We start from the raw sequence: 22590 nt of genomic DNA, 5'->3' as shown, positions 1-22590 counted from the left end.
TTCAGCCCTTCGCCTGGTTCAGTTGTCCGGTCACCGTCTCCAGCAGCTCCGCCCAGGACTTCTCGAACTTGTCGACGCCCTCGGTCTCCAGCGCGACGAACACGTCGTCGAGGTCGATGCCGGCCTCGACCAGCCCGTCGAAGACCTCCTGCGCCCGCGCGGCCCGCCCGGTCACGGTGTCACCGGTGATCCTGCCGTGGTCGGCGACGGCGTGCAGGGTCTTCTCCGGCATCGTGTTGACCGTGTCGGCCACGACCAGCTCGTCCACGTACCGCGTGTCGGAGTAGTTCGGGTCCTTCACGCCGGTGGACGCCCACAGTGGACGCTGGGCGCGGGCGCCCTCGGCGGCCAGCGCCGCCCAGCGCTCGCCCTTGAAGGTCTCCTCGAACGCCGCGTAGGCCAGCACCGCGTTGGCGATGGCGGCCTTGCCGCGCAGCTCCTTGGCGGCCGGGGTGTCCAGCGCGTCCAGCCGCTTGTCGATCTCGGTGTCCACCCGGGACACGAAGAACGAGGCCACGGAGTGGATGCCGCGCAGGTCGTGGCCGTTGGCCTTGGCCTGCTCCAGGCCCGCGACGAACGCCTCCATGACGTCGCGGTAGCGCTCCACGGAGAAGATCAGCGTCACGTTCACGCTGACGCCCTCGGCGAGCACCTTGGTGATCGCGGGCAGGCCCGCGATCGTCGCCGGGATCTTGACCAGCAGGTTCGGCCGGTCCACGGCCTTGGCCAGGTCCAGCGCCTCGGCGATGGTGGCCTCGGTGTCGTGCGCCAGGCGCGGGTCCACCTCGATGGACACGCGGCCGTCCACGCCGTCGGTGGACTCGTAGATGTCGCGGAACAGGTCGCACGCGTTGCGCACGTCCGTGGTGGTGATCTCGCGGACGGCGGCGTCGGTGTCGGCGCCGCGCGCGGCCAGCTCGCGCACCTGCTCGTCGTAGGCCGTGCCCTTGGACAGGGCGGCGGCGAAGATCGTCGGGTTGGTGGTCACGCCCACCACGTGCTGGTTGGCGACCAGGTCGGCGAGGTTGCCGGTGTTCAGGCGCTCGCGGGACAGGTCGTCCAGCCAGATGGACACACCGGCTTCGCTGAGCCGGGCCAGCGGGTTGGCAGTCATTTCATCGCCCCTTACGGAAGTTCAGCGGACCTTGGCCAGCGACCGGCGGGCCGCCGCGACGACGTTCTCGGTGGTGAAGCCGAACTCCCGGAACAGCGTCTGGTAGTCGGCGGAGGCGCCGAAGTGCTCGATCGAGACGATCTCGCCCGCGTCACCGGCGAACCGGTACCACGGCTGCGCGATGCCGGCCTCGACGACCACGCGCGCCTTCACCGACGACGGGATGACCGACTCGCGGTAGGCCTCGTCCTGCGCGTCGAACCACTCGACGGACGGCATGGACACCACACGGGTGGCAACGCCCTCGGCCTCCAGCACCTTCCGCGCCTCGGCCGCGATCTGCAGCTCCGAGCCCGTGGCGATGAGCACCAGCTCCGGCTCGCCGTCGCCGGCCAGCACGTAGCCGCCGCGCTTGACGCCCTCCAGCGCCTTCTCCCTGGTGCCCTCCAGCACCGGCAGGTTCTGGCGGGACAGCGCGAGGCCGACCGGGCCCTCGGTCTGCTCGATGGTCGCCTTCCACGCCGCGGCCGTCTCGTTCGCGTCGCCGGGGCGCACGACGGTCAGGCCGGGGATGGCGCGCAGGGCGGCCAGGTGCTCGATCGGCTGGTGGGTCGGGCCGTCCTCGCCCAGGCCGATGGAGTCGTGCGTCCACACGTAGGTGACCGGCGACTTCATCAGCGCGGCCAGGCGGACCGCCGGGCGCATGTAGTCGGAGAACACCAGGAACGTGCCGCCGTACGGGCGGGTCGGGCCGTGCAGCGCGATGCCGTTGAGGATCGAGCCCATGGCGTGCTCGCGGACGCCGAAGTGCAGCGTGCGGCCGTACGGGTGGGCCTTCCACATGCCCGTGGAGATCGACTCCGGGCCGAACGAGTCGGAGCCCTTCATCGTGGTCAGGTTGGACTCGGCGAGGTCGGCCGAGCCGCCCCACAGCTCCGGCAGCACGCCGGCCAGCGCGGTCAGCGTCTCACCGGAGGCCTTGCGGGTCGGCACGCCCTTGGCGTCGGGCTCCCACGACGGCAGCGCGTCGGCCCAGCCCTCGGGCAGCCGGCGGGCGACCAGGCGGTCGAACAGCGCCTTGCGCTCCGGGTTGGCCGCGGCCCACGCGTCGAACGACCGCTGCCACTCGGCCTTGGCGGCCTCGCCGCGCTTGACGACCTCGCGGGCGTGGGCGAGGACCTCGTCGGCGACCTCGAAGGTCTGCTCGGGGTCGAAGCCGAGGATCTCCTTGACGGCCTTGACCTCGTCGGCGCCCAGGGCCGCGCCGTGGGCGGCGCCGGTGTTCTGCTTGTTCGGCGCGGGGTAGCCGATGATGGTGCGCAGCAGGATGAAGGAGGGCCGCTCGGTCTCGGCCTTGGCCTTCTCCAGCGCCTCCAGGATGCCGGAGACGTTCTCGCCGCCCTCGACGACCTGGACGTGCCAGCCGTAGGCCTCGTAGCGCTTCGCGGTGTCCTCGGACAGCGCGATGGTGGTGTCGTCCTCGATGGAGATCTTGTTGTCGTCGTAGATCACCGTGAGGTTGCCCAGCTTCTGGGTGCCCGCGATCGAGGACGCCTCGGAGGTCACGCCCTCCTCGATGTCGCCGTCGGAGGCGATCACGAAGATGTGGTGGTCGAACGGGCTCTCGCCCAGCGGGGTCTCCGGGTCCCACAGGCCGCGCTCGCGGCGGGCGCCCATCGCCATGCCCACGGCGGAGGCCAGGCCCTGGCCCAGCGGGCCGGTGGTGATCTCCACGCCGGGGGTGTGGCGGTGCTCGGGGTGGCCCGGGGTCGCCGAGCCCCACGTGCGCAGCGCCTTGAGGTCGTCCAGCTCCAGCCCGTAGCCGGACAGGAAGAGCTGGACGTAGAGGGTGAGGCTGGAGTGGCCCGCGCTGAGCACGAACCGGTCGCGGCCCACCCAGTCCGGGTCGGCGGGGTCGTGCCGCATCACGCGCTGGAACAGCGTGTAGGCCAGCGGCGCGAGGCTCATGGCGGTGCCGGGGTGGCCGTTGCCGACCTTCTGCACGGCGTCCGCGGCGAGGACACGCGCAGTGTCGACGGCGCGCTTGTCGAGCTCCGTCCAGTCGTCGGGCAGATGGGCCTCGGTCAGCCGGGTGATGTCATCGGTGACGGACACGGACTTCCAGCTCCAGTCTCACGTAGGCGGCGGTGTCTTCGACGGTCGGTCTCAATCGATCCCGTCAGGCCCTATCCGCGGTTTTCCCTCGTCCGCCGGTCAGCCTAGTGGGCGGTAGCGGCGTCCGTGCGACTTGCGCAATGTGGGTGTACGCACAGGGCATACGAGCGGGTCTCCTCCAGCGTTCAGACGTACCCGAACGGGCTGTGTTTTCAACGCGCGGTTACGATCTGCTCATCCCCCCGACCCGACCGAGGAGTGCGATGAGTGCCGTCAGCGAGCTTCCGGCGCGGTCGCCCCGACAGGTGGTCGGGGCGTACGTGGCCCTCACCAAGCCCCGCGTCATCGAGCTGCTGCTGATCACGACCATCCCGGCGATGCTCCTGGCCGCCCGCGGCCTGCCGCCGCTGTGGCTGATCGCGTGCACCCTGGCCGGCGGCACCCTGGCCGCGGGCTCGGCGAACGCCCTGAACTGCTACGTCGACGCCGACATCGACTCGGTCATGAAGCGCACCGGCGCCCGGCCGCTGGCCCAGAACGCCATCCCGCCGCGCAACGCGCTGATCTTCGGCGTGGTGCTGGGCGTGGTGTCGTTCGGCTTCCTGTGGTTGACGACGAACCTGATCTCCGCGGTGTTCGCCGTCGCGACGATCCTGTTCTACATCTTCGTCTACACGCTGGTGCTCAAGCGGCGGACGTCGCAGAACATCATCTGGGGCGGCATGGCGGGCTGCATGCCGGTGATCATCGGCTGGTCGTCGGTGACCGGGACGGTCGCGTGGCCGGCGCTGGTGATGTTCGGCGTGATCTTCTTCTGGACCCCGCCGCACACGTGGGCGCTGGCGATGAAGTTCAAGGAGGACTACGCGCGGGCGGGCGTGCCGATGCTGCCGGTGGTGGCGACGGCGCAGCAGGTGACGCGGCAGATCGTGATCTACTCGTGGATCACCGTGGTGTGCACGCTGTTGCTGGCGCCGGTGACGTCGTGGATCTACGTGGCCGTGGCGGCCGTGTCGGGCGTGTGGTTCGCGGTCTTCGCGCACCGGCTGCACGGGGTGGTCCGGCGCGGCGGGTCGACGAACACGATGAAGTTCTTCCACATGTCGAACCTGTACCTGATGTTCGTGTTCTGCGGGCTGGCGGTGGACGCGGTCATCGGCCTGCCGGTCCTGGGCTGGCCGTTCTAGTCCCGTTCGAGCGGTCGGCTGCCGCCCGCCGTTGAGCGGGGCAGCCGGACCGCGGCGGCCCAACACCTCGCCGGCTCTTTCCAGCGGCCCGGCGTGCCACTCGCCGGCTCTTTCCGGCGGCCCGGCGTGCCACTCGCCGGCGCTCTCCGGCGGCCGGACGCGTCATCGCACCGGGCCGGGTGCCGCGCCGTCCCCCCTCGGGACCGGTCGGACGTCACCCGGACCTTCGTCAGCCCGCCGCGCTCACAGGCACGCCATCCGCTCGACCACGGCCTTGCGCAACCGCGTCAGCGCCCGGTGCTGCGCGACGCGCACCGCGCCCGGCGTCGACTCGACCGCCTCCGCCGTCTCCTCCGCCGACAGCCCCACCACCACGCGCAGCACCAGGATCTCCCGCTGCTTCGCCGGCAGCAGGGCCAGCAGCCGCGACATCTCCTCCGACAGCTCCCCGCGCAGCGCCAACGCCTCCGGCCCGGCCTCCGGCATCGGACCGTCGGGCACGTCGGCCACCGGGTCCACGCGGTTGCGGGCGTTGTAGCGGTGGGCGTCGGCGACCTTGTGGGCCGCGATGCCGTACACGAACGCCAGGAACGGCCGCCCCTGGTCGCGGTAGCGGGGGAGCGCTTGCAGGACCGCCAGGCACACCTCCTGCGCCACGTCGTCCGCCGCCGACGTCCCCAGCCGCGCACGGCAGTAACGCAGCACGGCCGGCCGCACCACCCTGAGCAGTTGTTCCACCGACCGGCGGTCGCCCGCGAGGGCCGCCTCCACGGTCTGGGGGGTCACCGTCTCGGGTAACGGGACCGTCCTGTCGTCGGCGAACACCTCGCACCTCCACCCCCACCGCGGTCGCGCGCCGCGGCTTCGCGGGTGTGGGACGCGCCACTGTCCGTGGCCTTACGTGGGTATTCAGACCAACTTTCGTGCGCAAACGGAGCAACTCGGGCCGGGGACCGTCTAAGAGACAGCGGCCAGTAGTCGGTCTACCGTTGGATCGTTCAACGATTCTACGATGCACTGCCAGAGTTCGAGGTTGGCCGTCGCCCAGCGGGAGTACGTGGCCGCCGCCTCCGGGTCGTAGAAGTAGTACCCCTCGTCCGCCTTGGCCTGCTGCTCGCCGACGATCTTGTGCGCCAGCTCGCGCAGCGTGATGCCGTTCTCCTCCAGGTACTTGGGCGCGAGCACCACCGGCGTCACCGGCAGCGCCTTGAACAGCGTGTCCGCGTCCGACAGCGCCTGCGCCTCAAGCGAGATGTCCCGGTGCCGGGTCCGCATCTCGGCTTCCTCGACGACCAGATCGACCCGGGCGGCGACCTCCGGGCACACGCCCGCGCGGGCCAGGATGGACAGTCGCAGGTCCCGACCGTCCACCGGCAGCGAATTCTTGCGCACCATGTAGTTCACGTCGTGCACCAAAGCGGCCACCTCGACCAGCGCCGCGTCCGCGCCGTTGCGCCGGGCGAAGTGGACCGCTTTGTCGCGCACGAAGCTCACGTGGTGCCAACCGTGGAACTGGAGCTTCGCCGCGAGGTCGTGGCACAGGCGCCACACCTCGCGCTCGACCTCGAAGATCGACCGTGCGGTGACCGTACTCATCGGACCCTCCCGTGCCGGGTGGGCCGATGGTAAGGCGGGCCGGTGATCCTTAGAGCGTGTTCGTCAGTTCCTCCAACCTGGACTCCACGGGCACGTGCCGGTGGCTGGTCCGGGTGTCCGGGTCGAACGACAGGCTCCACGGCGTGACCGCGCGGCTCTTGACCAGGAACGTCAGCGTGTCGTCCGCCGCCTTGGGGATGCGGTGGAACTCGTGCGCCAACATCGTCCCGGCGTCACCCTCGACGGCCTCCGTGCTGCGCAGCAACGTGGTGTCCACGATCGACCCGCCGTCCGGCGCGAGCCGGGCGTCGAAGCGTTCGTGCAGGTAGGACCCGGCGAGCAGGACCGTGCAGAAGTGGTAGCGGTGGTTGTGGATGGAATCGGCGTAGCCGTGGCGCCAGTCCTGCTGCGGCTTGTACTCGTGCAGCCAGAACGTGAACGGCTCGGCCGGCTCGTCGCGCAGGCACCACGCGAAGTGCGTGGTCGTCTCGCGCGACCTGGCGATCACGCGCATCTCCTCGCGCGGGGTCAACGAACTCAAATACGCACGAAGTCTGTCCCGCAGGCCCGGCCGTCCCGCCCACTCCCGGAACCGGACCTCGACGCGTGCCCAGTGGTCGGCGACAGGGGAGCCGACGACGCGGGGACCGAGGACGGGGGAGTCGGTGACGGGACGGTCGGCCACGGCGACGATCGTGGCCAGCTCCGCGAGGGCGGAGCACCCGGCAGACTCGGTGAACACGACTTGATCAGCTCCCCAACTGAGCGGAGGTGGAGAATTCCCGGCGGAATGCGTGGAACTTCTCTTCGAGCGCGCGGAACCCCTCCGCCGTCAGCGGGGCGCCGGTGATCTTCTCGAAGAGGACGAGGAAGTCCTCGCGCGTGGTGCCCGGCGTGATGACGACGTGGAGCCCCGCCTTGGAATTGCTGATGCGCAGGAACTCCGCGCGTTCCATGCCGTAGAGGAACGACCCCTCGGAAAAACGCAGGGTGCGCGGGTAGAGCCGGACTATCCCCGCGCTGGTGTTGCTGTAGAGGGTGAGCCACGCACTGTCGTCGAACAGTTCGAGCCGGTCCAGCGGCGGGTCCGACACGATCGTCAGGTCGATCCGCGAGCACCGGCTGCGCGCGCAGAACAGGCCGACCAGGCCGATCGAGATCTGCTCGCGCAACCGGTCCACGATGGTGTCGTAGTCGCCGTCCGCGCCCTCGTGGCGCAGCAGGTAGCGGGCCCGGCCGCTGATCGCGTCGTCGTCCCGCGGGTCGGCCAGGACGGCGCGGAGCTCGCACTCCGCCTGGGACAACAGCAGCCGGCAGGCCGCGTACCGGCCCGCGAAGCCGCGGAACCCGTAGAGCCGGGTGCGCTCCAGGTCCTGCATCATCACCTGGTTGAACACCGGGTCCGGCCGAGCGGTGGGCTCGAACACGTGGGTGGGGAAGAACTCGCGGTCCAACGCCCGGTACTCGAAGGTCAGCTCGCGCAGCGCCTTGCGGCTCTCCTCGACCACCGGCGTGACCAGCGCGCGTTGCGCCGCCGAACTGGTGACCAGGGTCTGCGTGAAACCGACGACGGCGGAGATCATCGTGCCGGTGCCGACGGACAGGACGAAGTTGCGGAGCGCGCCCGGGTCCATCGTGCTGGAAATGGCCAGGCAGGTCCCCGAAGTCACCACGAGGATCAACAGGAGCAGGCCTGTCCTGGTCCAGAACAATTCCTGCAACAGGTTGCCGCGATCGCCGGCCGGCTTCGCGGACACGGTGGGTCACCTCCTTCGGCCTTGCACCCGAAAGGCCGAATGCCGTCAGTATCCGATCAAGTGCGCGGAGTTACTGTACGCTGGGGTGTCGAACTGCGATAGCGGTAATTAGTGCACAATTGCGGTTTCGCGTGGAGATCGAAAACAGCGCACGGTGACCGGCGTTGGGCCTGCTGGTGGGCCTGGCGGCACGGCGGACGAGCCCACGCCATAAGGTCTGCAACCATGCGTACCGTCGGCCGTACGGCCCTGGCTCTCGTGCCCCTGTTGTCCGCCGGACTGGCGCTGACCGCGTGCACCGCGAGCGACCGGCCGTCCACCAAGACCAACACCCCGTCGGCCACCCCGACCGCCGCCGCCAGCGAGGCGCAGGCGCTGCCCACGCCCAGCGGCCCGCCGTGCGAGCCGGCCCAGTACCAGGTGACCGGCGCGGCGGGCGCGAAGCCCGCGATCACCGTGCCCACCGGCTGCAAGCCGCAGGACGGCCTCCTGGTCAAGGACCTCACCGAGGGCACCGGCGCCGAGATCAAGCAGGGCGGCGCCGCCGAGGTGCACTACGTCCTGGCGACCTTCCGCGACCGCAAGACCCGCGAGGCGTCCTGGGACGCGGGCAAGCCGCTGGAGCTGGAGAACATCGGCCAGGCCCGGGTCATCCAGGGCTGGAACGAGGGCCTGATCGGCCTCAAGGAGGGCGGCCGTCGCCTCCTGGTGGTCCCGCCGGACAAGGGCTACCCGGACGGCAAGGGCTCCATCGCCCCCGGCGAGACCCTGATCTTCGTCGTGGACGCGGTGAAGGTCCAGTCCTGACCCCCGGCCCCGCCGACGCTCCGCGCGCCACCCGGGCGCGCGGAGCGTTCCGCTGTCGGGGCCGCCGGCGCTGCCGGCGCCGTCCGCGGGGTCAGGGCAGGAGCAGCAGCTTGCCGGTGGTGCGGCGACCCTCCAGGTCCTCGTGCGCCCGCCGCGCGTCGGCCAACGGGTAGCGGGCGCCGATCCGGACCGCCAGGGCGCCGCTCTCCACGGCCGCGAACAGCTCCCGCGCCCGCCACTCCAGCTCCTCCCGGGTGGCCGTGTACGCGCCCAGGCTCGGCCGGGTCAGGTACACCGACCCGGCCTGGTTGAGCCGCTGCGGGTCGACCGGCGGCACCGGGCCGCTGGACGCGCCGAACAGCACCAGGTAGCCGCGCGGCTTCAGGCTCGCCAGGCTGCCGTCGAACGTCGAGGCGCCGACGCCGTCGTACACCGCCGCCACGCCCGCGCCGCCGGTCAACTCCCGCACCGCGGGCGCGAACTCGACCCGGTCGTACCGGACGACCTCGTCCGCGCCCGCCTCCCGCGCCAGCGCCTCCTTGGCCTCCGTGGACACCGTGGCGATCACCCGGGCCCCGCGCGCCTTGGCCAGCTGCACCAGCAGCAGGCCCACCCCGCCGGCGGCGGCGTGCACCAGGACGGTGTCGCCCTCCTGGACGGGGTAGGTGGACGCGACCAGGTAGTGCGCGGTCATGCCCTGGAGCATCAGCGCGGCGGCCGTCTCGTCGGCCACACCGTCGGGCACCGGCACGGCCGCCGCGGCGGGCACGACGGCCTGTTCGGCGTAGCTGCCCTGCGCGTGCGCCCACGCCACCCGGTCGCCCACCGCGACACCGGTCACGTCCGGGCCGACGGCGGCGACCCGCCCCGCGCCCTCCAGACCGATGCCGAACGGCACGGGCAGCGGGTAGCGGCCCTCCCGGTGGTAGGTGTCGATGTAGTTGACGCCGGCGGCGGCCACGTCCACCAGCAGCTCCCCGGAACCCGGTGTGCGCGCCTCGACCTCGCCGAACTCCAGCACCTCCGGTCCGCCGGTCGCGCGCACCACCACTGCCTTGGGCATCTCAGCCGTCCTCCGTTGTCCGTTGCCTGTTCCGACCCAACCCGCGCGGGCCCGGGACTGTTCCGCGTCTCACCTGCCGAGAGCGACGCGCCGCGCGAGGCCCAGCGGCAGCGCGCCGGACCCGGCGAGCTTGTCGTGGAACTCCCGCTGCGTGCCGGGGAACTCCTCGCGGATCTTCTCGATCTCCAACGCGCCGGTCAGGTACGACGGGGCCTGCGTGGGCCACGCGCAGTACCGCGTCACCTCGCCCTGCGCCGTGCCCGGCGTGAGCGACGCCTTGGTCGTCATGAACCGCTCCGCCTGCTCGACGGTCATGTCCCCGCAGTGCAGCGCGGTGTCCACGATCATGCGCGCCGCGCGGAACAGCCGCGCCTCGACGTGCGCCAGTTCCTGCGCGCGGGCCTTGCGCTCGTCGCCGACCTGCTCGGCGGTGAAGTAGCCGTGCTCGCGCAGCAGCTTCTCCGCGTACAGCGCCCAGCCCTCGGAGAAGTACGGCGTGCGGAACACCTTGCGCACCGGCCGGTCCTGCGCGGCCAGCCACGACAGGTGCCAGTGGTGGCCGGGGTAGGCCTCGTGCACGGCGATCGTGGCGAGCTGGGCGCGGGAGTTGGTGCGCAGCCGCTGCTCGGTCTGCTCGGCGGTGAAGCCCTCCGGCGGCCACGGCACGAAGAAGTGCCCGACGCGGCCGTTGGTCAGCGGCGCGGGGGACATGTAGGACGCGACCGACAGCACCGGCCGCTGGAACGTCGGCGACGGCACCACCCGGCACTCCTCGCCGTCGGCCAGCGTCACCAGGCCCCGCTCGACCAGGAAGGCCCGCGCCCGCAGGGTCTCCGCCTCGTACTCGGCGCGCATCGCCTCGGGCGTGGGCGGGTGGTCGTCCTGCAGCGCGGCCATCACCGAGTGCCAGTCGTCGGTGCCCGCGAGCCGCTTCATCTCGGCTTCCAGGTCGGCGTAGGCGGCCTTGCCGCGCTCGTGCAGCTCGCCCGCGCCGTAGCCCAGGACCTCGTGCTCCAGCAGCAGCCGCGAGTACAGCGCCTCGCCCATCCGCCAGTCGCCGCGGGCCCGGGTCGCGAACTCGTCCAGGAACGCGGCGAACCGGTCGAACGCGGCGGCGGCCGGTTCGGCGGCGTCGGCCAGCTTCGCCCGCAGGCCGGGGTCGCCGACCTCGGCGGGCAGCGTGCCGGTGAGGAACGCGCGGCCGGTCTTGGCCTGCGCGGCGGCCCGCTCCACGATCTTGGGCGCGGCCAGCTCGGGGTCGAGGTTGCGCTCGGCGTGCGCGAGCAGCGCGGGCACCTCGGCCAGCCGGGCGACGACGCTGTCCACCAGCTCCGGTTCCGGGCGCAGCCGGTGCAGGAACGCGGTGAACAGCGGGTACAGCACGGCCGCGGTGTAGGTCGACGGGTCGCGTCGCCACGCAGGCCATTCCGCCTTCGCCCGGACGCCCCTGAGCACGGACACGACCAGGTCGAGGTCGACCGACTCCTCCAGGTCGTCGGTGCGCACGGCGGCGAACCGGTCGAGCCAGCCGCCGGCCTCGCGCTCCTGCTCGGCCAGGGCGGTGGCGCTGAAGTCGCCGAGCGTGTGGTCGTGCTCCAGCGAGCCCAGCATCGCGGCGGTCGCGGGGTTGCGGTCGAAGTGCCAGGTGAGGAACTCGCCGACCAGGCTGTGTGGTGTCGTGGTTTCGGTCACGTGCACGGAAGTTACCCGCAGGTTCTAGTCTTGTCGGGTGGCTGAGGACAAGAAGGTCGGCGCGGCGGTGAAGACGGCGACGCGGTTCGTGGCGGAGCACGGCAAGCCCGCCCGCGCGGTGGTGCAGAACATCGGCCGGGCCGGCGCCCGCGTGGTGCTGGTCGGCGACGACGGCGCGATGGGCGACGTCGTGCTGCCCGACGTGGCGTCGGCGGAGGCCCTGGTCGAGGCCGTGGCCGACCTGGACCAGCACGAATGGGACCGCGAGACCACCGCGGCGACGAAGATCGGCCCGGCGCACCGCCGCAAGATGGCGTCCCCCTGGGCGATCTGACCGCTGTTTCTTCGCTGCCGGGAGGCCTTGGCAAGCGAAACGCGCCTGTTTAGGCTGCGCTGGTGAAGGTCCTCCTGGCGAGCTGCGCGTCCCTGCCCACCGGTGACGGCGACGACGACGCCCTGGTCGGCGCGCTGGCCGACGTCGGCGTGGACGCGGCGTGGTCGGTCTGGGGCTCCGGCGAGACCGCCGACCTGGTGGTCCTGCGCTCGACGTGGGACTACACCGACCGGCGCGACGAGTTCCTGGCGTGGTGCGCCTCGGTGCCGGTGCTGGCGAACCCGGCGGCGGTGGTGCCGTGGAACACCGACAAGTCCTACATGCTCGACCTGGAGCGGTCGGGCGTGCCGGTGGTGCCGACGGTCCTGGCCTCCCCGGGCTTCTCCGACTGGCCGGCCGGCGAGTTCGTGATCAAGCCCACGGTCGGCGCCGGGTCGCGGGGCGCGCTGCGCGTGGCGGCCGGCGACGTCGAGACGGCCGCGGCCCACCTGGAGGGCCTGGGCGGTCCGGCGCTGGTGCAGCCCTACCAGTCGGCGGTGGACGCGGTCGGCGAGACGGCCCTGGTGTACTTCGGCGGCCAGTACTCCCACGCCTTCACCAAGGGCGCGATGCTGACCAAGGACGCCGAGTACGACGAGTCGGGCCTCTACATCGTGGAGCGCTTGTCGGGTGCGCACCCGACCGGGCCGCAGCAGCGGGTCGCCGAGGACGCCCTGGACGCGGCGGCGGAGCACCTGGGCTTGCGCCGGACCGACTTCCTGTACGCGCGGGTGGACCTGGTGGCCGACGCGTCCGGCGCGCCCTTGTTGCTGGAGCTGGAGCTGGTCGAGCCGTCCCTGGGCTTCCGCCAAACCGACGCCACGGCCCCGCTGCGGTTCGCCTCCGCGGTCCGCGCCGCCCTTCGCGCGCGGTCCTAGACGCGGCTGATCAGCAGGCGCACGGGTCAGCGCTCGGCGACGATCTGGCGGTGCGCCGACCACAGCAGCACCACGGACAGCAGGGTCAGCGCCACCCCGATCGACCACGCCACCGCGCCGCTCCAGACAGCGGTGTTGCCCCACTTCTTCCCGGTCGCGAGGAACCACACCGCCACCGTCCCCAGCGACAGCGCCGAAATGCCCGGGAACATCAGCACCAACGGGTTCTCGTACACCGGTCTCAGCAACTGCCGCCTCCGGTACCGCCGGTGCCGCCACTCCTCGAACCGCAGCCCGCCGGGCACGCGCCCGTCCAGCTCCTTGTGGATGTAGACCTTCGCGTGGTGGATCAGCCGGCGGTAGAAGATGCCGCGCGTGCACAGGATGTAGGAGCTGAACGGCACGATCAGCAGCAACGGCAGCCGACCGGCCGACGACAACGCGAACCCGAACACCGCGCCCGCGCTGGTCACCTGGAACACGGTGACCTTCCACATCATCTCGGTCGCGAACAACACCTCGGCCCGCAACGCGGTGTACTCCGCGAGCGGACCGGCGTGCTCGTCGACGGGCTTCGGCGGCTCCACACCCCGGCGGCCGAACAACGGCATCGGCAGACCTCCCCACGGGGAAGATCCGCACCGGGCGCCCGATCGTTACCGCGACGCCCGAACCGGTTCCAGCGCGTGCCACCACCGCGGCGCCCGAACCGGTTCCGAGCGCGTGCCACCACCGCGGTCCCGGACCGGTTCCGCGGACGAGCGGGCGCGGGGGCGCTACCGCAGTCCCGAGCCGATGCCCGTCAACGCCCGGACCTCCATCTCCGCCTGCTTCGCCGGGTCCGCCTCCTCCCGGCTCAGCACCGTGCCCAGGAACCCGCACAGGAACGAGAACGGGATCGACACCAGACCCGGGTTGCCCAGCGGGAAGAACGCGAAGTCCACGTCCGGGAAGATCGACGTCTTCGTGCCCGACACCGCCGGTGAGAACGCGATCAGCACGACGCACGACACCAGGCCGCCGTAGATCGCCCACAGCGTCCCGTTGGTGTTGAACCGCTTCCAGAACATCGAGTAGATGATCGTGGACAGGTTCGCCGACGCCGCCAGCGCGAACGCCAGCGCCACCAGGAACGCCACGTTCTGCCCGTTGGCCGCGATGCCGCCGGCGATCGCCAGCAACCCGACCACGACCGCCGTCAACCGGGCGACCCGGACCTCCTGCCGCGGTTCGGCGTGCCCGCGCTTGATCACGTTCGCGTACACGTCGTGCGCGAACGACGCCGACGCCGTCAGCGTCAGGCCCGCGACCACCGCCAGGATCGTCGCGAACGCCACCGCCGCCACGATGCCCAGCAGCACCGCGCCGCCGATCTCGAACGCCAGCAGCGGCGCGGCCGAGTTCTCGCCGCCCGGGGCCTTCTTGATCGTGTCCGCGCCGACCAGCGCCAGCGAGCCGAAGCCGATCACCAGCGTGCACAGGTAGAAGATCGCCATCATCCACGTCGCCCACACCACCGACCGCCGCGCCTCCCGCGCGTTGGGCACGGTGTAGAAGCGCATCAGCACGTGCGGCAGGGACGCGGTGCCCAGCACCAGGGCCAGCGCCAGCGAGATGAAGTCCAGGCGCGCCAACGGGGTCCCGCCGTACCGCGCGCCGGGTTCGAGCACCTGCGGGCCGAGCGGGCTGTTGCGCGACGCCGTCTCCATGATCGACGACAGGCTGAACCCGAACTTGCCCAGCAGGAACACCGTCATCAGCGTGACGCACAGGATCAGCAGGACGGCCTTGATGATCTGCACCCACGTGGTGCCCTTCATGCCGCCGACCAGCACGTACAGCACCATGACGATGCCGACGACCGCGATCACGACCGCCTGCCCCGCCTTGGTGTGCACGTCCAGCAGCAGCGCCATCAACGCGCCCGCGCCCGCCATCTGCGCGATCATGTAGAACAGCGAGATCACCAGCGTCACGTTCGCCGCCGCCGCGCGCACCGGCCGCTGCCGCATCCGGAACGCCAGCACGTCCCCGAGGGTGAACCGGCCCGTGTTGCGCAACCGCTCCGCGATGATCATCAGGCCCATCAGCCAGGACACGACCCAGCCGATGGAGTACAGGAACCCGTCGTAGCCGTTGACCGCGATGCTGCCCGAGATGCCCAGGAACGACGCGGCCGACAGGAAGTCGCCCGACAGCGCGATCCCGTTCTGCGGCCCGGTGAAGCTGCTCCCCGCCGCGTAGTAGTCCGACGCGGTGGTGTTGCGGCTGCCCGCCCGGTACACGACCCAGAGCGTGATCAGCACGAAGACGGCGAAGACGCCGACGTTGATCGCCGTGTTGCCGCCGGTCACGCCCGTCCCTCCCCGGTCAGCGCCCGGACGGTGGCCACCTGCGGGTCGAGCTTGCGCCGCGCGTAGCGCGCGTAGGCCAGGGTCAGGGCGATCGTGCTGACGAACTGCAACACGCCGAACACGATCCCGATGTTGATCACGCCGTACACCTCGGTCGCCATGAAGTCCGGCGCGTAAGCCGAAAGCGCGACGTAACCGAGGTACCACGCCAGGAAACCCAGGGTCGCGGGGAGTACGAACCGCGTCACGCGCCGTCGCAACTCGCGGAAATCCTCGCTGTCGCGCAACGCCACGAAGTCCGGCTTGCCCGATTCGTCGACCAGCAGCGGGACCCCTGGATCTTCGTCGAACGTCGCGAAACCGCGCGCGCGTCTCGATTCGCTCGGAGGCAGGATCGCCTTCGTCATCAAACCTCCAGGGATTTCGCCTCGATCCACCGCGGACGCCGTGGGTGCGGGGTTCGGCGAGCGAGAAGCGTAACTCCGCGACGCGCGCAGTCAACGCCCTTCCCGCCGCCACGGCCGGTGACGGGACTGTTAGCGCAGCTCACGACCTCGGCGGGGCCCGGATGTCGTCCGGGTCGCGCGTCGCGTCCGCCGCGACCCGTGCGCCGAACGGCGGATGACCTGCGCCGAGGTCGTTGTCCTGGCCTGATCGACCACCTACTATCCCGCAACAGCATCCGCCGCCTGCCGCTCGTGCCGGTGACGATTTGCGTAGTCGATCGGTTACTCATTTACCCCGGGACTTGTGTGGTGACAGGCGAAAACGGCACGCGTCGGCAGTGGTGGTCCGCCGTCGCCGACTGGCGGAATTGGCGGCTGCCGGTCAAGCTGGCCGCCGTCCTCGCGGTGCCGGTGCTGGTCGCCGTCGGCGCGGGGCTGGTGCAGATCCGCGGCTACATCAAGGCGGCCGACCAGTACGCGGGCATGCAGCGGCTGGTCACGCTGCGCGCCGGCCTCGACCCGCTGATCACCAGCGTCCAGGCCGAACGCGCCTTCTCCGCCGAGCGCGCGGAGGGCGAGGGCGTGGACATGTCGCGCTTCCGCGACATCGTGCGCGCCACCGACACCGCCGCCGCGGGCGTGAAGAACCTGGTGGAACGCGCCCGGCTCGGCGAGGTCGCGGGCGCGCGGTTCCGGGACGTCACCGTCCAGCTCGACGGCCTGCCCCAGTTGCGCGACCGCGTGATCACCGGCGGCGTGGACCTCGCGGGCGGCATCGGCGGCTACAGCATCGTCCTGCGCGCCCTGCTCGACTTCGACCAGGCGATGGTCGGCGACTTCGGCGAGTCCACCCTGTCCGGCACGGCCACCGCGCTGCACAACCTCGCGATGGCGGCCGAGCAGATGTCCTGGCAGCACGCCACCGTGCTGGCCGGCATCAGCCGGGGATCGTTGCTGGACAACGAGAAGACCGCGCTGGAGCAGTCCTGGACCCGCCAGCAGGACAAGCTCGCCGACTTCAACGCCGTCGCCACGCCGCAGCAGCAGGCCGACTACCGCGCCACCGTCGCGGGCCAGGACGTGGACGCCCGCAACAGCCTGTTGCAACAGGTCCGCAGCGACCCCCGGTCGATCACGGACCGGGTCGCCGTGGACGCCTGGAACGACGGGTCGGTCGGCGCGCAACGCCAGATCGGCATCGTCCTGCGCGGCCTGGAGAAGCAGCTCGCCGACGCCGCCGAGCGGTTGCAGGACGAGACCAGCGACCGGGCGGGCTTCGCCTCGGTGATCCTGCTCGCCTCGCTGTTCGCCGCCGCCGCGGTCGGCTTCGTCGTCGGCAACTACCTCCTGCGCTCGCTGCGCGCCCTGCGGGTGGCGGCGCTGGACGTCGCCGAGCACCGGCTGCCGACCCTGGTGGCGCAGCTCAAGGAGGACGCCGCGCCGGACACCTCCGTCGAGCCCGTCCCCGTGCACACGCGGGAGGAGCTGGGCCAGGTGGCGCGCGCGTTCGACGCCGTGCACCGCCAGGCCGTCGCCTCCGCCGCCGAGCAGGCCGACCTGCGCACCGCGATGCGCAGCGCGTTCGTCAACCTCTCGCGGCGCAGCCAGGGCCTGGTGGAGCGGCAGCTCAAGCTCATGGAGGAGCTGGAGCGGCAGGAGGAGAACCCCGAGCAGCTGGCGAACCTGTTCAAGCTGGACAACCTCGCCACCCGGATGCGCCGCAACAACGAGAACCTGATGGTGCTCTCCGGCAGCGACATGGCCCGCCGGTTCACCCGCCCGGTGCCGCTGGCCGACGTGCTGCGCGCCGCCGCGTCGGAGATCGAGCAGTACCAGCGGGTCGTCGTGCAGGCCACGCCGCAGGTCGAGGTCGTCGGGTACGCGGCCGGCGACCTGGTGCGGCTGGTGGCCGAGCTGCTGGACAACGCGACCAACTTCTCCCCGCCGCGCACCCAGGTGATCGCCGGTGGCCGGGCGCGGGCCGGCGGCGGCGTGTTCGTGGACGTGCTCGACGTGGGCGTCGGCATGTCCGAGGAGGACCTGGAGCAGGCCAACCGCAAGATCGCGCAGGCCGCGGCGGACGAGGCGGGCGAGCTGCCGGTGTCGCGCCAGCTCGGGCTGTACGTGATCGGGCGGCTGGCCGGCCGGCACGGCATGCAGGTGATGCTGCGCGAGCAGGGCGAGGGCGTGCGCGCGGTGGTCGCGCTGCCGCCCGAGCTGGTCCGCGCGGCCAGCGCCCCCGAGCCCCGCCGGGTGACGGCGTCGGAGCAGACCTTCGCCGGCCACGTGGCGGTGACCTCGGCCCGCCCGGTGACGCGGACCTCGACGCCGCCCAACGGGACGAAGCTGCCCACGCGCACTCCCACTCCGCCCAACGGCACGAAGCTGCCCACCCGCACTCCCACTCCGCCGAACGGGACTCCGCTGCCCACCAGGACACCGGGGCCCGTGCCGGCCGCCAACAGCACGCCGCCGCCGACGGGCGCCGCGCCGGGCGGGGCCCGCAACCCGTCCACCTGGTTCACCGGCAAGCCCGTCCCCCCGGGCCCCGCGGAACCGGCGCGGCAGCGCACGAACGACGTTCCGGTGCAGGCCGAGGTGCCCGCGGCGGAGAACTCGACGGCCCTGCCCAAGCGCAGGCCGCGCACGAACCTGGTGGCCGACCGCCCCGAAGCGCCGGAACCCGGTGCACCCGTTCGGCGTGATCCGAACGCGACACGGGGATTTTTGGCCAGCTACCAGACCGGTATCCGGCAAGGTGTACGGGAGTCCGGTGAGAACCGAACGGGGCGGGAGAGCACATGAGCGGGCAGAGGTCACGGCAGATCGACCAGTTCGGCTGGATCGTGAGCAACTTCGCCGAACGCGTGCCCGGTGTCGCCCACGCCGTGGTCATCTCCGTGGACGGCCTGCTGCTCACCGCGTCCAGCGGCCTGCCCGACGACCGCGCCGAGCAGCTCTCGGCGATCGCGGCGGGCGTGGCGAGCCTGACCGAGTCGGCCGCGCGGTGCTTCGACGGCGGCCCGGTGCTGCGCTCGGTGATCGAGATGCAGTACGGGATCATGCTGCTGATGTCGATCCGGGACGGCTCGTGCCTGGCGGTGCTGGCCGCGCCGGACGCCGACGTCGGCCAGGTGGCCTACGAGATGACCGTCGTCGTGGACCAGGTCGGGCAGCTGCTCACCCCGGAACTGCGCGCCGAGATCCAGGGCGTGAAACGGATGATGGCCCGCCCGTCGGCGTGAGGTGGTCATGAGCCAGGAGCCCGAACCGTCCGCCGAGCAGACGTTCGCCGACCTGCTCAACGGCTTCAGCCTGGACGCGGGTCGGCGGCGCAAGCCCGCGCCGCGGCCCGAACCGGACCAGGCGGAGGTGCCCACGCGCCCGCACCCGGTGTTCCAGGACGACGTGGACTTCGACTACCCGCGCGACGAGGAGGCGGCGTCGATCGTCCGCGCCTACTCGTGGACCGGCGGGCGCACCACGTCGTCGGTCCAGCTGGAGATCGAGACGCTGGTCTCGACGGTCGAGTGGGACTACCCGGGCGCGATGAAGGCCGAGTACCAGGAGGTCATCTCGCTGGTGGCCCGGCCGCGGTCGGTGGCGGAGGTCGCGGCGCTGCTGCGGCTGCCGCTGGGCGTGGCGAAGGTGCTGCTGGGCGACATGGCCGAGCGCGGCCTGATCGACGTGCACCGCACGGTGTCCTCCGACGGCGAACAGCCCGACCTGGGGCTGATGGAGCGCGTGTTGGCCGGCCTCCGGCGGCTCTGACTGCCTACTATGGCTTCAGTGTCGGCCGAAACAGGGGGTTGGGCTGGTGAGTGTCGGGCGTGAGACTCGGCTGTCGGCGTGGATCGAGCGGTTCGCGGCGCACTTCGAGCGCGAGGGCATCCCGCTGATCGGCGGGCGCATCCTCGGGTACCTGCTGGTGTGCCAGCCGACCGAGCGGACCGCCGCGGAGCTGTCGCAGGAGCTGGAGGCCTCCAGCGGGTCGATCTCCACGAACCTGAAGTTCCTGGTCGGCGAGGGCCTGGTGACCAAGCGGACCCGCCGCGGGCGGCAGGCCGCGCAGTACCGGATCAACGAGAAGCGGTGGGGCGACCTGGTGGCGCGCAAGCTGGACGCGCTGACCAGCGTGCGCGAGTTGACCGAGGCCGGGATGCGGCTGATGAGCGGCGACCCGGAGCGGGCGGTGCGGCTGCGCGCGGTGGACGACCTCTACACCTGGCTGGCGACCGAGCTCCCGGCGGTCTGGGAGCGCAGGCCCTCGTCCTCGCGCTGAACCGGCGGGACGCCGGCCCGCTCGCGGGTGGCCGTCCACAGGTTGGCGGTGGCGATGACGACCGCGCCGGCGCCCAGGACGTGGAGGGAGACCAGCACCTCGGGCACGCCGGTCCAGTACTGGACCATGCCCAGCGCGCCCTGCGCGACGACCGTGGCGACCAGGGTCGCGTAGGGGCGGCGGGCGTGCCCGTGCAGGACGAAGCCCAGGGCGATCAGCATGCCGAGGAACAGGAACAGCAGGTCGGCGTGCAGCTGGGATAGCGTCTCGACCGGGACGTCCAGGCGCGGGGTGGACGCGTCGCCGGCGTGCGGGCCGGCGGCGGTGACGAACGTGCCCGCGAGCAGCAGCAGGCCGAGCACACCGGCCTGGACGACCTGGAGCCGCTGGACGTTGGCGGAGATCAGCGGGCGGGCGGGCGCGTCGCCCTCCCGGAGCGAGGCCAGCAGCAGGACGGCCAGCCAGGTCAGGACCATCGAGATCAGGAAGTGGACGCTGACGGTCCACCACAGCAGGCCGGTCAGCACGGTGATGCCGCCGACGACGGCCTGCACGCCCACGCCGACGAGCTGGACCACCGCGAGCACGACCACGCGCCGGCGGCGGGGCTTGGAGTACCAGGCGGCCAGGACGCACAGGGCGGCGATGACGCCGACCAGGCCGGTGAGGGTGCGGTTGCCGAACTCGACCCACTGGTGCAGCGGCGCGACCTCGGGGTGCTCGACCGGGGTGAGGCTGCCGGCGACGCACTCGGGCCAGGTGGGGCAGCCCAGGCCGGAGCCGGTGACGCGCACGATCGAGCCGGTGACGGCGATGCCTGCCTGCGCCATCACCACGGCGACGGCGAACGCGCGTTGGAACTTCAGCAGGAAGGCGACGACCCAGTCAGGCACGGTTACCGATGGTAGGTACCACTTGCTGAGAAGTCGCGGCCGGGTCAGGTGAGCTTCGTCGTCCTCGCGGCCAGTGCGGCGGCGGCCACACCCCAGGCGACCAGGACGAGCACGTGCTTCGGGGCGGGTGCCTGGTTGTCCACGACGGCGGTGTGCAGGCCTTCGGCCAGGGCGGCGGAGGGCAGCAGTTCCACGATGGTCGCGAGCCAGGTCGGGAGGGTGCTCACGCCCAGCGCGACGCCGCCGACCAGCAGCAGCAGGAACCAGACGATGTTGGCCAGGGCCAGGACGATCTCCGCGCGCAGCGCGCCGCCGAGCAGGACGCCCAGCGCGCCGAACGCGAGCGTGCCGAGCAGGAGCAGCACCGCGGTCCACAGCCAGCCGGCGGGGGAGGGCAGGTCCCAGCCGAGCAGTGCGCCGATGACGCCGAGGATGAGGACCTGGACGACGACGACGGCGAGACCGGCCGCGAGGCGGCCACCCACGAGCAGCCAGCGGGGCAGGGCGGTGGCGGCGAGTCGTTTGAGGACGCCGTAGCGGCGGTCGAAGCCCAGGGCGATGGCCTGGCCGGTGAACGCCGAGGAGATGACCGCGAGCGCGAGGACGCGGGCGACGGACGAGCCGACGCGGGGTTCCGGGACCGGGATGACCGACATCACGCTCATGGCGATCAGCAGGGCCACCGGGATGAGCACGGTGAGGAGCACCTGTTCGCCGTTGCGCAGGGTCAGGACGGCTTCGGTGCGGGCCTGGGTGAGCAGCATGCGGCCCAGGGACCCCCGGCCGGGGTTGGGGGTGAACGTGCCCGGTGCGAACCTCACGACCGCAGCTCCCGTCCGGTCAGGTCGAGGAAGACGTCCTCCAGGCTGCGCTTGGCGACGGTGAGCTCTTCGGCCAGCACGCCCTGTTGCGCGCACCACGAGGTCACGGTGGAGACGACCTGCGGGTCGATGCGCCCTTGCACGAGGTAGCCGCCGGGACTGGCCTCGCGCACCTTCATGCCCTCGGGCAGCGCGCCGACGAGCAGCGAGAGGTCGAGGCCGGGGCGGGCGCGGAAGCGGAGTTGCTGGTCTTCCAGCGCGGTCAGCTCCCGCGGCGTGCCGGCGGCGACGACCTGGCCCCGGTCGACGATGACGACGTGGTCGGCGAGCGCCTCGGCCTCGTCCATGAGGTGGGTGGTGAGCAGGACGCTGACGCCGTCGTTCTTGAGGGCGGCGACCAGTTCCCACACCAGGCGGCGGGCCTGCGGGTCCATGCCGGCGGTGGGTTCGTCGAGGAAGACCAGTTCGGGTCGGCCGACGAGGGCGCAGGCGAGGGAGAGGCGTTGTTGCTGGCCGCCGGAGAGGCGCTTGTACGGGGTGCTCTTGGCGCTGGTGAGGCCGAGGACGTCGAGCAGCCAGGCGGGGTCGAGCGGGTCCGCGGCGCAGGCGGCGACCAGCCGCAGCATCTCGTCGGCCCGGACGCCGGGGTACCCGCCGCCGCCCTGCGGCATGACGCCGATGCGCGGCCGGAGGGCGGGGGAGCGCGGGTCGAGGCCGAGGACGCGCACCGTGCCGCCGTCGGCCCGGCGGAACCCCTCGCACACCTCGACGGTGCTGGTCTTGCCCGCGCCGTTGGGCCCGAGCAGGGCGAGGACCTCGCCACGGGGGAGGGTGAGGTCGAGTCCGTTCACCGCGACGGTGGAGCCGTATCGCTTGACCAGCCCCGACACTTCCACGGCAGGGTGCTGGGGGTGCGGGCTCACGACGGCAAAGCCTAAGGCTTGCCTCACCCCCACCAGCAGGCAGGTCTCCACGCCCACGCCCACCAAGCGATGACGACTCGCGGGTGGCCGCCACAAACCCGCCGCCCGCTCCCGCCCGCCGCCGCCACCCGAGCGCCGCCCCCTGCCTGCCACCACCCGCCGCCTGCGCCCGCCCGCCGCCGCCCGCCACCGCCCGCCGCCCGCCGCCAGCCTGCCGCCGACAGCCCCCGTCGCCGCATCCCCCAGCCGCCAACCGCCGGCTGCCCGCAACCCCCGACCCCGGGCCGGC

22 protein-coding genes are annotated in these 22590 nt (G+C 72.0%); 8 read left to right on the top strand and 14 right to left on the bottom strand.

Annotation, left to right across the window (positions count from 1 at the left end; genetic code table 11):
* Position 1: 1 nt before the first annotated feature.
* Both tal and tkt read right to left on the bottom strand, forming a co-directional pair.
* A complete protein-coding gene (gene tal, locus AB0A74_RS06680; RefSeq protein ID WP_358247881.1) occupies positions 2-1114 on the bottom strand; it encodes a transaldolase in 1113 nt (370 codons plus the stop codon).
* 21 nt (positions 1115-1135) lie between these two features.
* Entirely contained in the window at positions 1136-3229 is a 2094-nt protein-coding gene (tkt, locus tag AB0A74_RS06675; RefSeq protein ID WP_358247880.1) for a transketolase, read from the bottom strand.
* Between the two features lie 263 nt (positions 3230-3492).
* On the opposite strand from tkt, the gene AB0A74_RS06670 reads away from it, so the two are divergent.
* Positions 3493-4416 carry a heme o synthase gene (locus AB0A74_RS06670; protein ID WP_309116692.1) on the top strand — a complete coding sequence of 308 codons (924 nt, stop codon included), beginning with the start codon at positions 3493-3495 and terminating at the stop codon, positions 4414-4416.
* 243 nt (positions 4417-4659) lie between these two features.
* On the opposite strand, the gene AB0A74_RS06665 is transcribed toward AB0A74_RS06670, so the two are convergent.
* From AB0A74_RS06665 to AB0A74_RS06650, 4 genes are all read right to left on the bottom strand, one after another.
* Positions 4660-5202 (bottom strand): sigma-70 family RNA polymerase sigma factor, encoded by a 543-nt coding sequence (locus tag AB0A74_RS06665; RefSeq protein ID WP_358248032.1) that lies wholly within the window; start codon positions 5200-5202, stop codon positions 4660-4662.
* A gap of 171 nt (positions 5203-5373) precedes the next feature.
* Complete coding sequence (locus AB0A74_RS06660) at positions 5374-6012, bottom strand: HD family phosphohydrolase (RefSeq protein WP_358247879.1); 639 nt, start codon at positions 6010-6012, stop codon at positions 5374-5376.
* A gap of 49 nt (positions 6013-6061) precedes the next feature.
* The gene (locus AB0A74_RS06655) at positions 6062-6697 is read right to left on the bottom strand and encodes a hypothetical protein (protein ID WP_358248031.1); all 636 of its coding nucleotides are present in this window, start codon (positions 6695-6697) and stop codon (positions 6062-6064) included.
* 64 nt (positions 6698-6761) lie between these two features.
* Complete coding sequence (locus tag AB0A74_RS06650; RefSeq protein WP_358247878.1) at positions 6762-7769, bottom strand: hypothetical protein; 1008 nt, start codon at positions 7767-7769, stop codon at positions 6762-6764.
* Between the two features lie 225 nt (positions 7770-7994).
* Between AB0A74_RS06650 and AB0A74_RS06645 the strand changes: the two genes are divergently transcribed.
* Positions 7995-8576, top strand: coding sequence for an FKBP-type peptidyl-prolyl cis-trans isomerase (locus AB0A74_RS06645; protein ID WP_358247877.1), 582 nt, complete (start codon positions 7995-7997; stop codon positions 8574-8576).
* 91 nt (positions 8577-8667) lie between these two features.
* On the opposite strand, the gene AB0A74_RS06640 is transcribed toward AB0A74_RS06645, so the two are convergent.
* Both AB0A74_RS06640 and AB0A74_RS06635 read right to left on the bottom strand, forming a co-directional pair.
* Entirely contained in the window at positions 8668-9639 is a 972-nt protein-coding gene (locus AB0A74_RS06640; protein ID WP_358247876.1) for a quinone oxidoreductase, read from the bottom strand.
* Between the two features lie 69 nt (positions 9640-9708).
* A complete protein-coding gene (locus AB0A74_RS06635; RefSeq protein WP_358247875.1) occupies positions 9709-11331 on the bottom strand; it encodes a DUF885 domain-containing protein in 1623 nt (540 codons plus the stop codon).
* 37 nt (positions 11332-11368) lie between these two features.
* Between AB0A74_RS06635 and AB0A74_RS06630 the strand changes: the two genes are divergently transcribed.
* Together AB0A74_RS06630 and AB0A74_RS06625 are read left to right on the top strand one after the other, a co-directional pair.
* The gene (locus AB0A74_RS06630; RefSeq protein ID WP_358247874.1) at positions 11369-11665 is read left to right on the top strand and encodes a hypothetical protein; all 297 of its coding nucleotides are present in this window, start codon (positions 11369-11371) and stop codon (positions 11663-11665) included.
* Positions 11666-11724: 59 nt separating this feature from the next.
* Positions 11725-12582, top strand: coding sequence for a hypothetical protein (locus AB0A74_RS06625; protein WP_358248030.1), 858 nt, complete (start codon positions 11725-11727; stop codon positions 12580-12582).
* A 26-nt stretch (positions 12583-12608) separates the two neighbouring features.
* On the opposite strand, the gene AB0A74_RS06620 is transcribed toward AB0A74_RS06625, so the two are convergent.
* From AB0A74_RS06620 to AB0A74_RS06610, 3 genes are all read right to left on the bottom strand, one after another.
* Positions 12609-13193 (bottom strand): hypothetical protein, encoded by a 585-nt coding sequence (locus tag AB0A74_RS06620; protein ID WP_358247873.1) that lies wholly within the window; start codon positions 13191-13193, stop codon positions 12609-12611.
* 165 nt (positions 13194-13358) lie between these two features.
* Entirely contained in the window at positions 13359-14936 is a 1578-nt protein-coding gene (locus AB0A74_RS06615) for a cation acetate symporter (protein ID WP_358247872.1), read from the bottom strand.
* On the bottom strand, positions 14933-15343 hold the full coding sequence (locus AB0A74_RS06610) for a DUF485 domain-containing protein (protein WP_358247871.1): 411 nt from the start codon (positions 15341-15343) through the stop codon (positions 14933-14935). Before AB0A74_RS06610 ends, AB0A74_RS06615 begins: the two co-directional genes overlap by 4 nt.
* Before the next feature lie 348 nt (positions 15344-15691).
* On the opposite strand from AB0A74_RS06610, the gene AB0A74_RS06605 reads away from it, so the two are divergent.
* Genes AB0A74_RS06605 through AB0A74_RS06590 form a run of 4 tightly spaced genes read left to right on the top strand, consistent with a single transcriptional unit; the run spans position 15692 to position 19664 of the window.
* Positions 15692-18187, top strand: a complete 2496-nt coding sequence (locus AB0A74_RS06605; RefSeq protein WP_358247870.1) for a nitrate- and nitrite sensing domain-containing protein — start codon at positions 15692-15694, stop codon at positions 18185-18187.
* Complete coding sequence (locus AB0A74_RS06600) at positions 18184-18627, top strand: roadblock/LC7 domain-containing protein (RefSeq protein ID WP_309116704.1); 444 nt, start codon at positions 18184-18186, stop codon at positions 18625-18627. Before AB0A74_RS06605 ends, AB0A74_RS06600 begins: the two co-directional genes overlap by 4 nt.
* A 7-nt stretch (positions 18628-18634) precedes the next feature.
* The gene (locus AB0A74_RS06595) at positions 18635-19153 is read left to right on the top strand and encodes a DUF742 domain-containing protein (RefSeq protein WP_358247869.1); all 519 of its coding nucleotides are present in this window, start codon (positions 18635-18637) and stop codon (positions 19151-19153) included.
* A 46-nt stretch (positions 19154-19199) separates the two neighbouring features.
* Complete coding sequence (locus AB0A74_RS06590; protein ID WP_343935215.1) at positions 19200-19664, top strand: ArsR family transcriptional regulator; 465 nt, start codon at positions 19200-19202, stop codon at positions 19662-19664.
* Here the strand turns inward: AB0A74_RS06590 and AB0A74_RS06585 are convergent.
* Genes AB0A74_RS06585 through AB0A74_RS06575 form a run of 3 tightly spaced genes read right to left on the bottom strand, consistent with a single transcriptional unit; the run spans position 19601 to position 22301 of the window.
* Positions 19601-20557, bottom strand: a complete 957-nt coding sequence (locus tag AB0A74_RS06585) for a COX15/CtaA family protein (protein ID WP_358247868.1) — start codon at positions 20555-20557, stop codon at positions 19601-19603. The genes AB0A74_RS06590 and AB0A74_RS06585 overlap by 64 nt on opposite strands.
* Positions 20558-20601: 44 nt before the next feature.
* A complete protein-coding gene (locus AB0A74_RS06580; protein ID WP_358248029.1) occupies positions 20602-21321 on the bottom strand; it encodes an ABC transporter permease in 720 nt (239 codons plus the stop codon).
* A 53-nt stretch (positions 21322-21374) separates the two neighbouring features.
* Positions 21375-22301 carry an ABC transporter ATP-binding protein gene (locus tag AB0A74_RS06575; RefSeq protein ID WP_358247867.1) on the bottom strand — a complete coding sequence of 309 codons (927 nt, stop codon included), beginning with the start codon at positions 22299-22301 and terminating at the stop codon, positions 21375-21377.
* Positions 22302-22590: the final 289 nt, after the last annotated feature.

The organism is Saccharothrix sp. NPDC042600 (genome assembly GCF_040647305.1).
Classification (GTDB): Bacteria; Actinomycetota; Actinomycetes; order Mycobacteriales; family Pseudonocardiaceae; genus Actinosynnema; species Actinosynnema mutabilis.
Note: the sequence above shows the minus strand (reverse complement) of the source record. Positions and strands in the feature narration are given on the sequence as shown.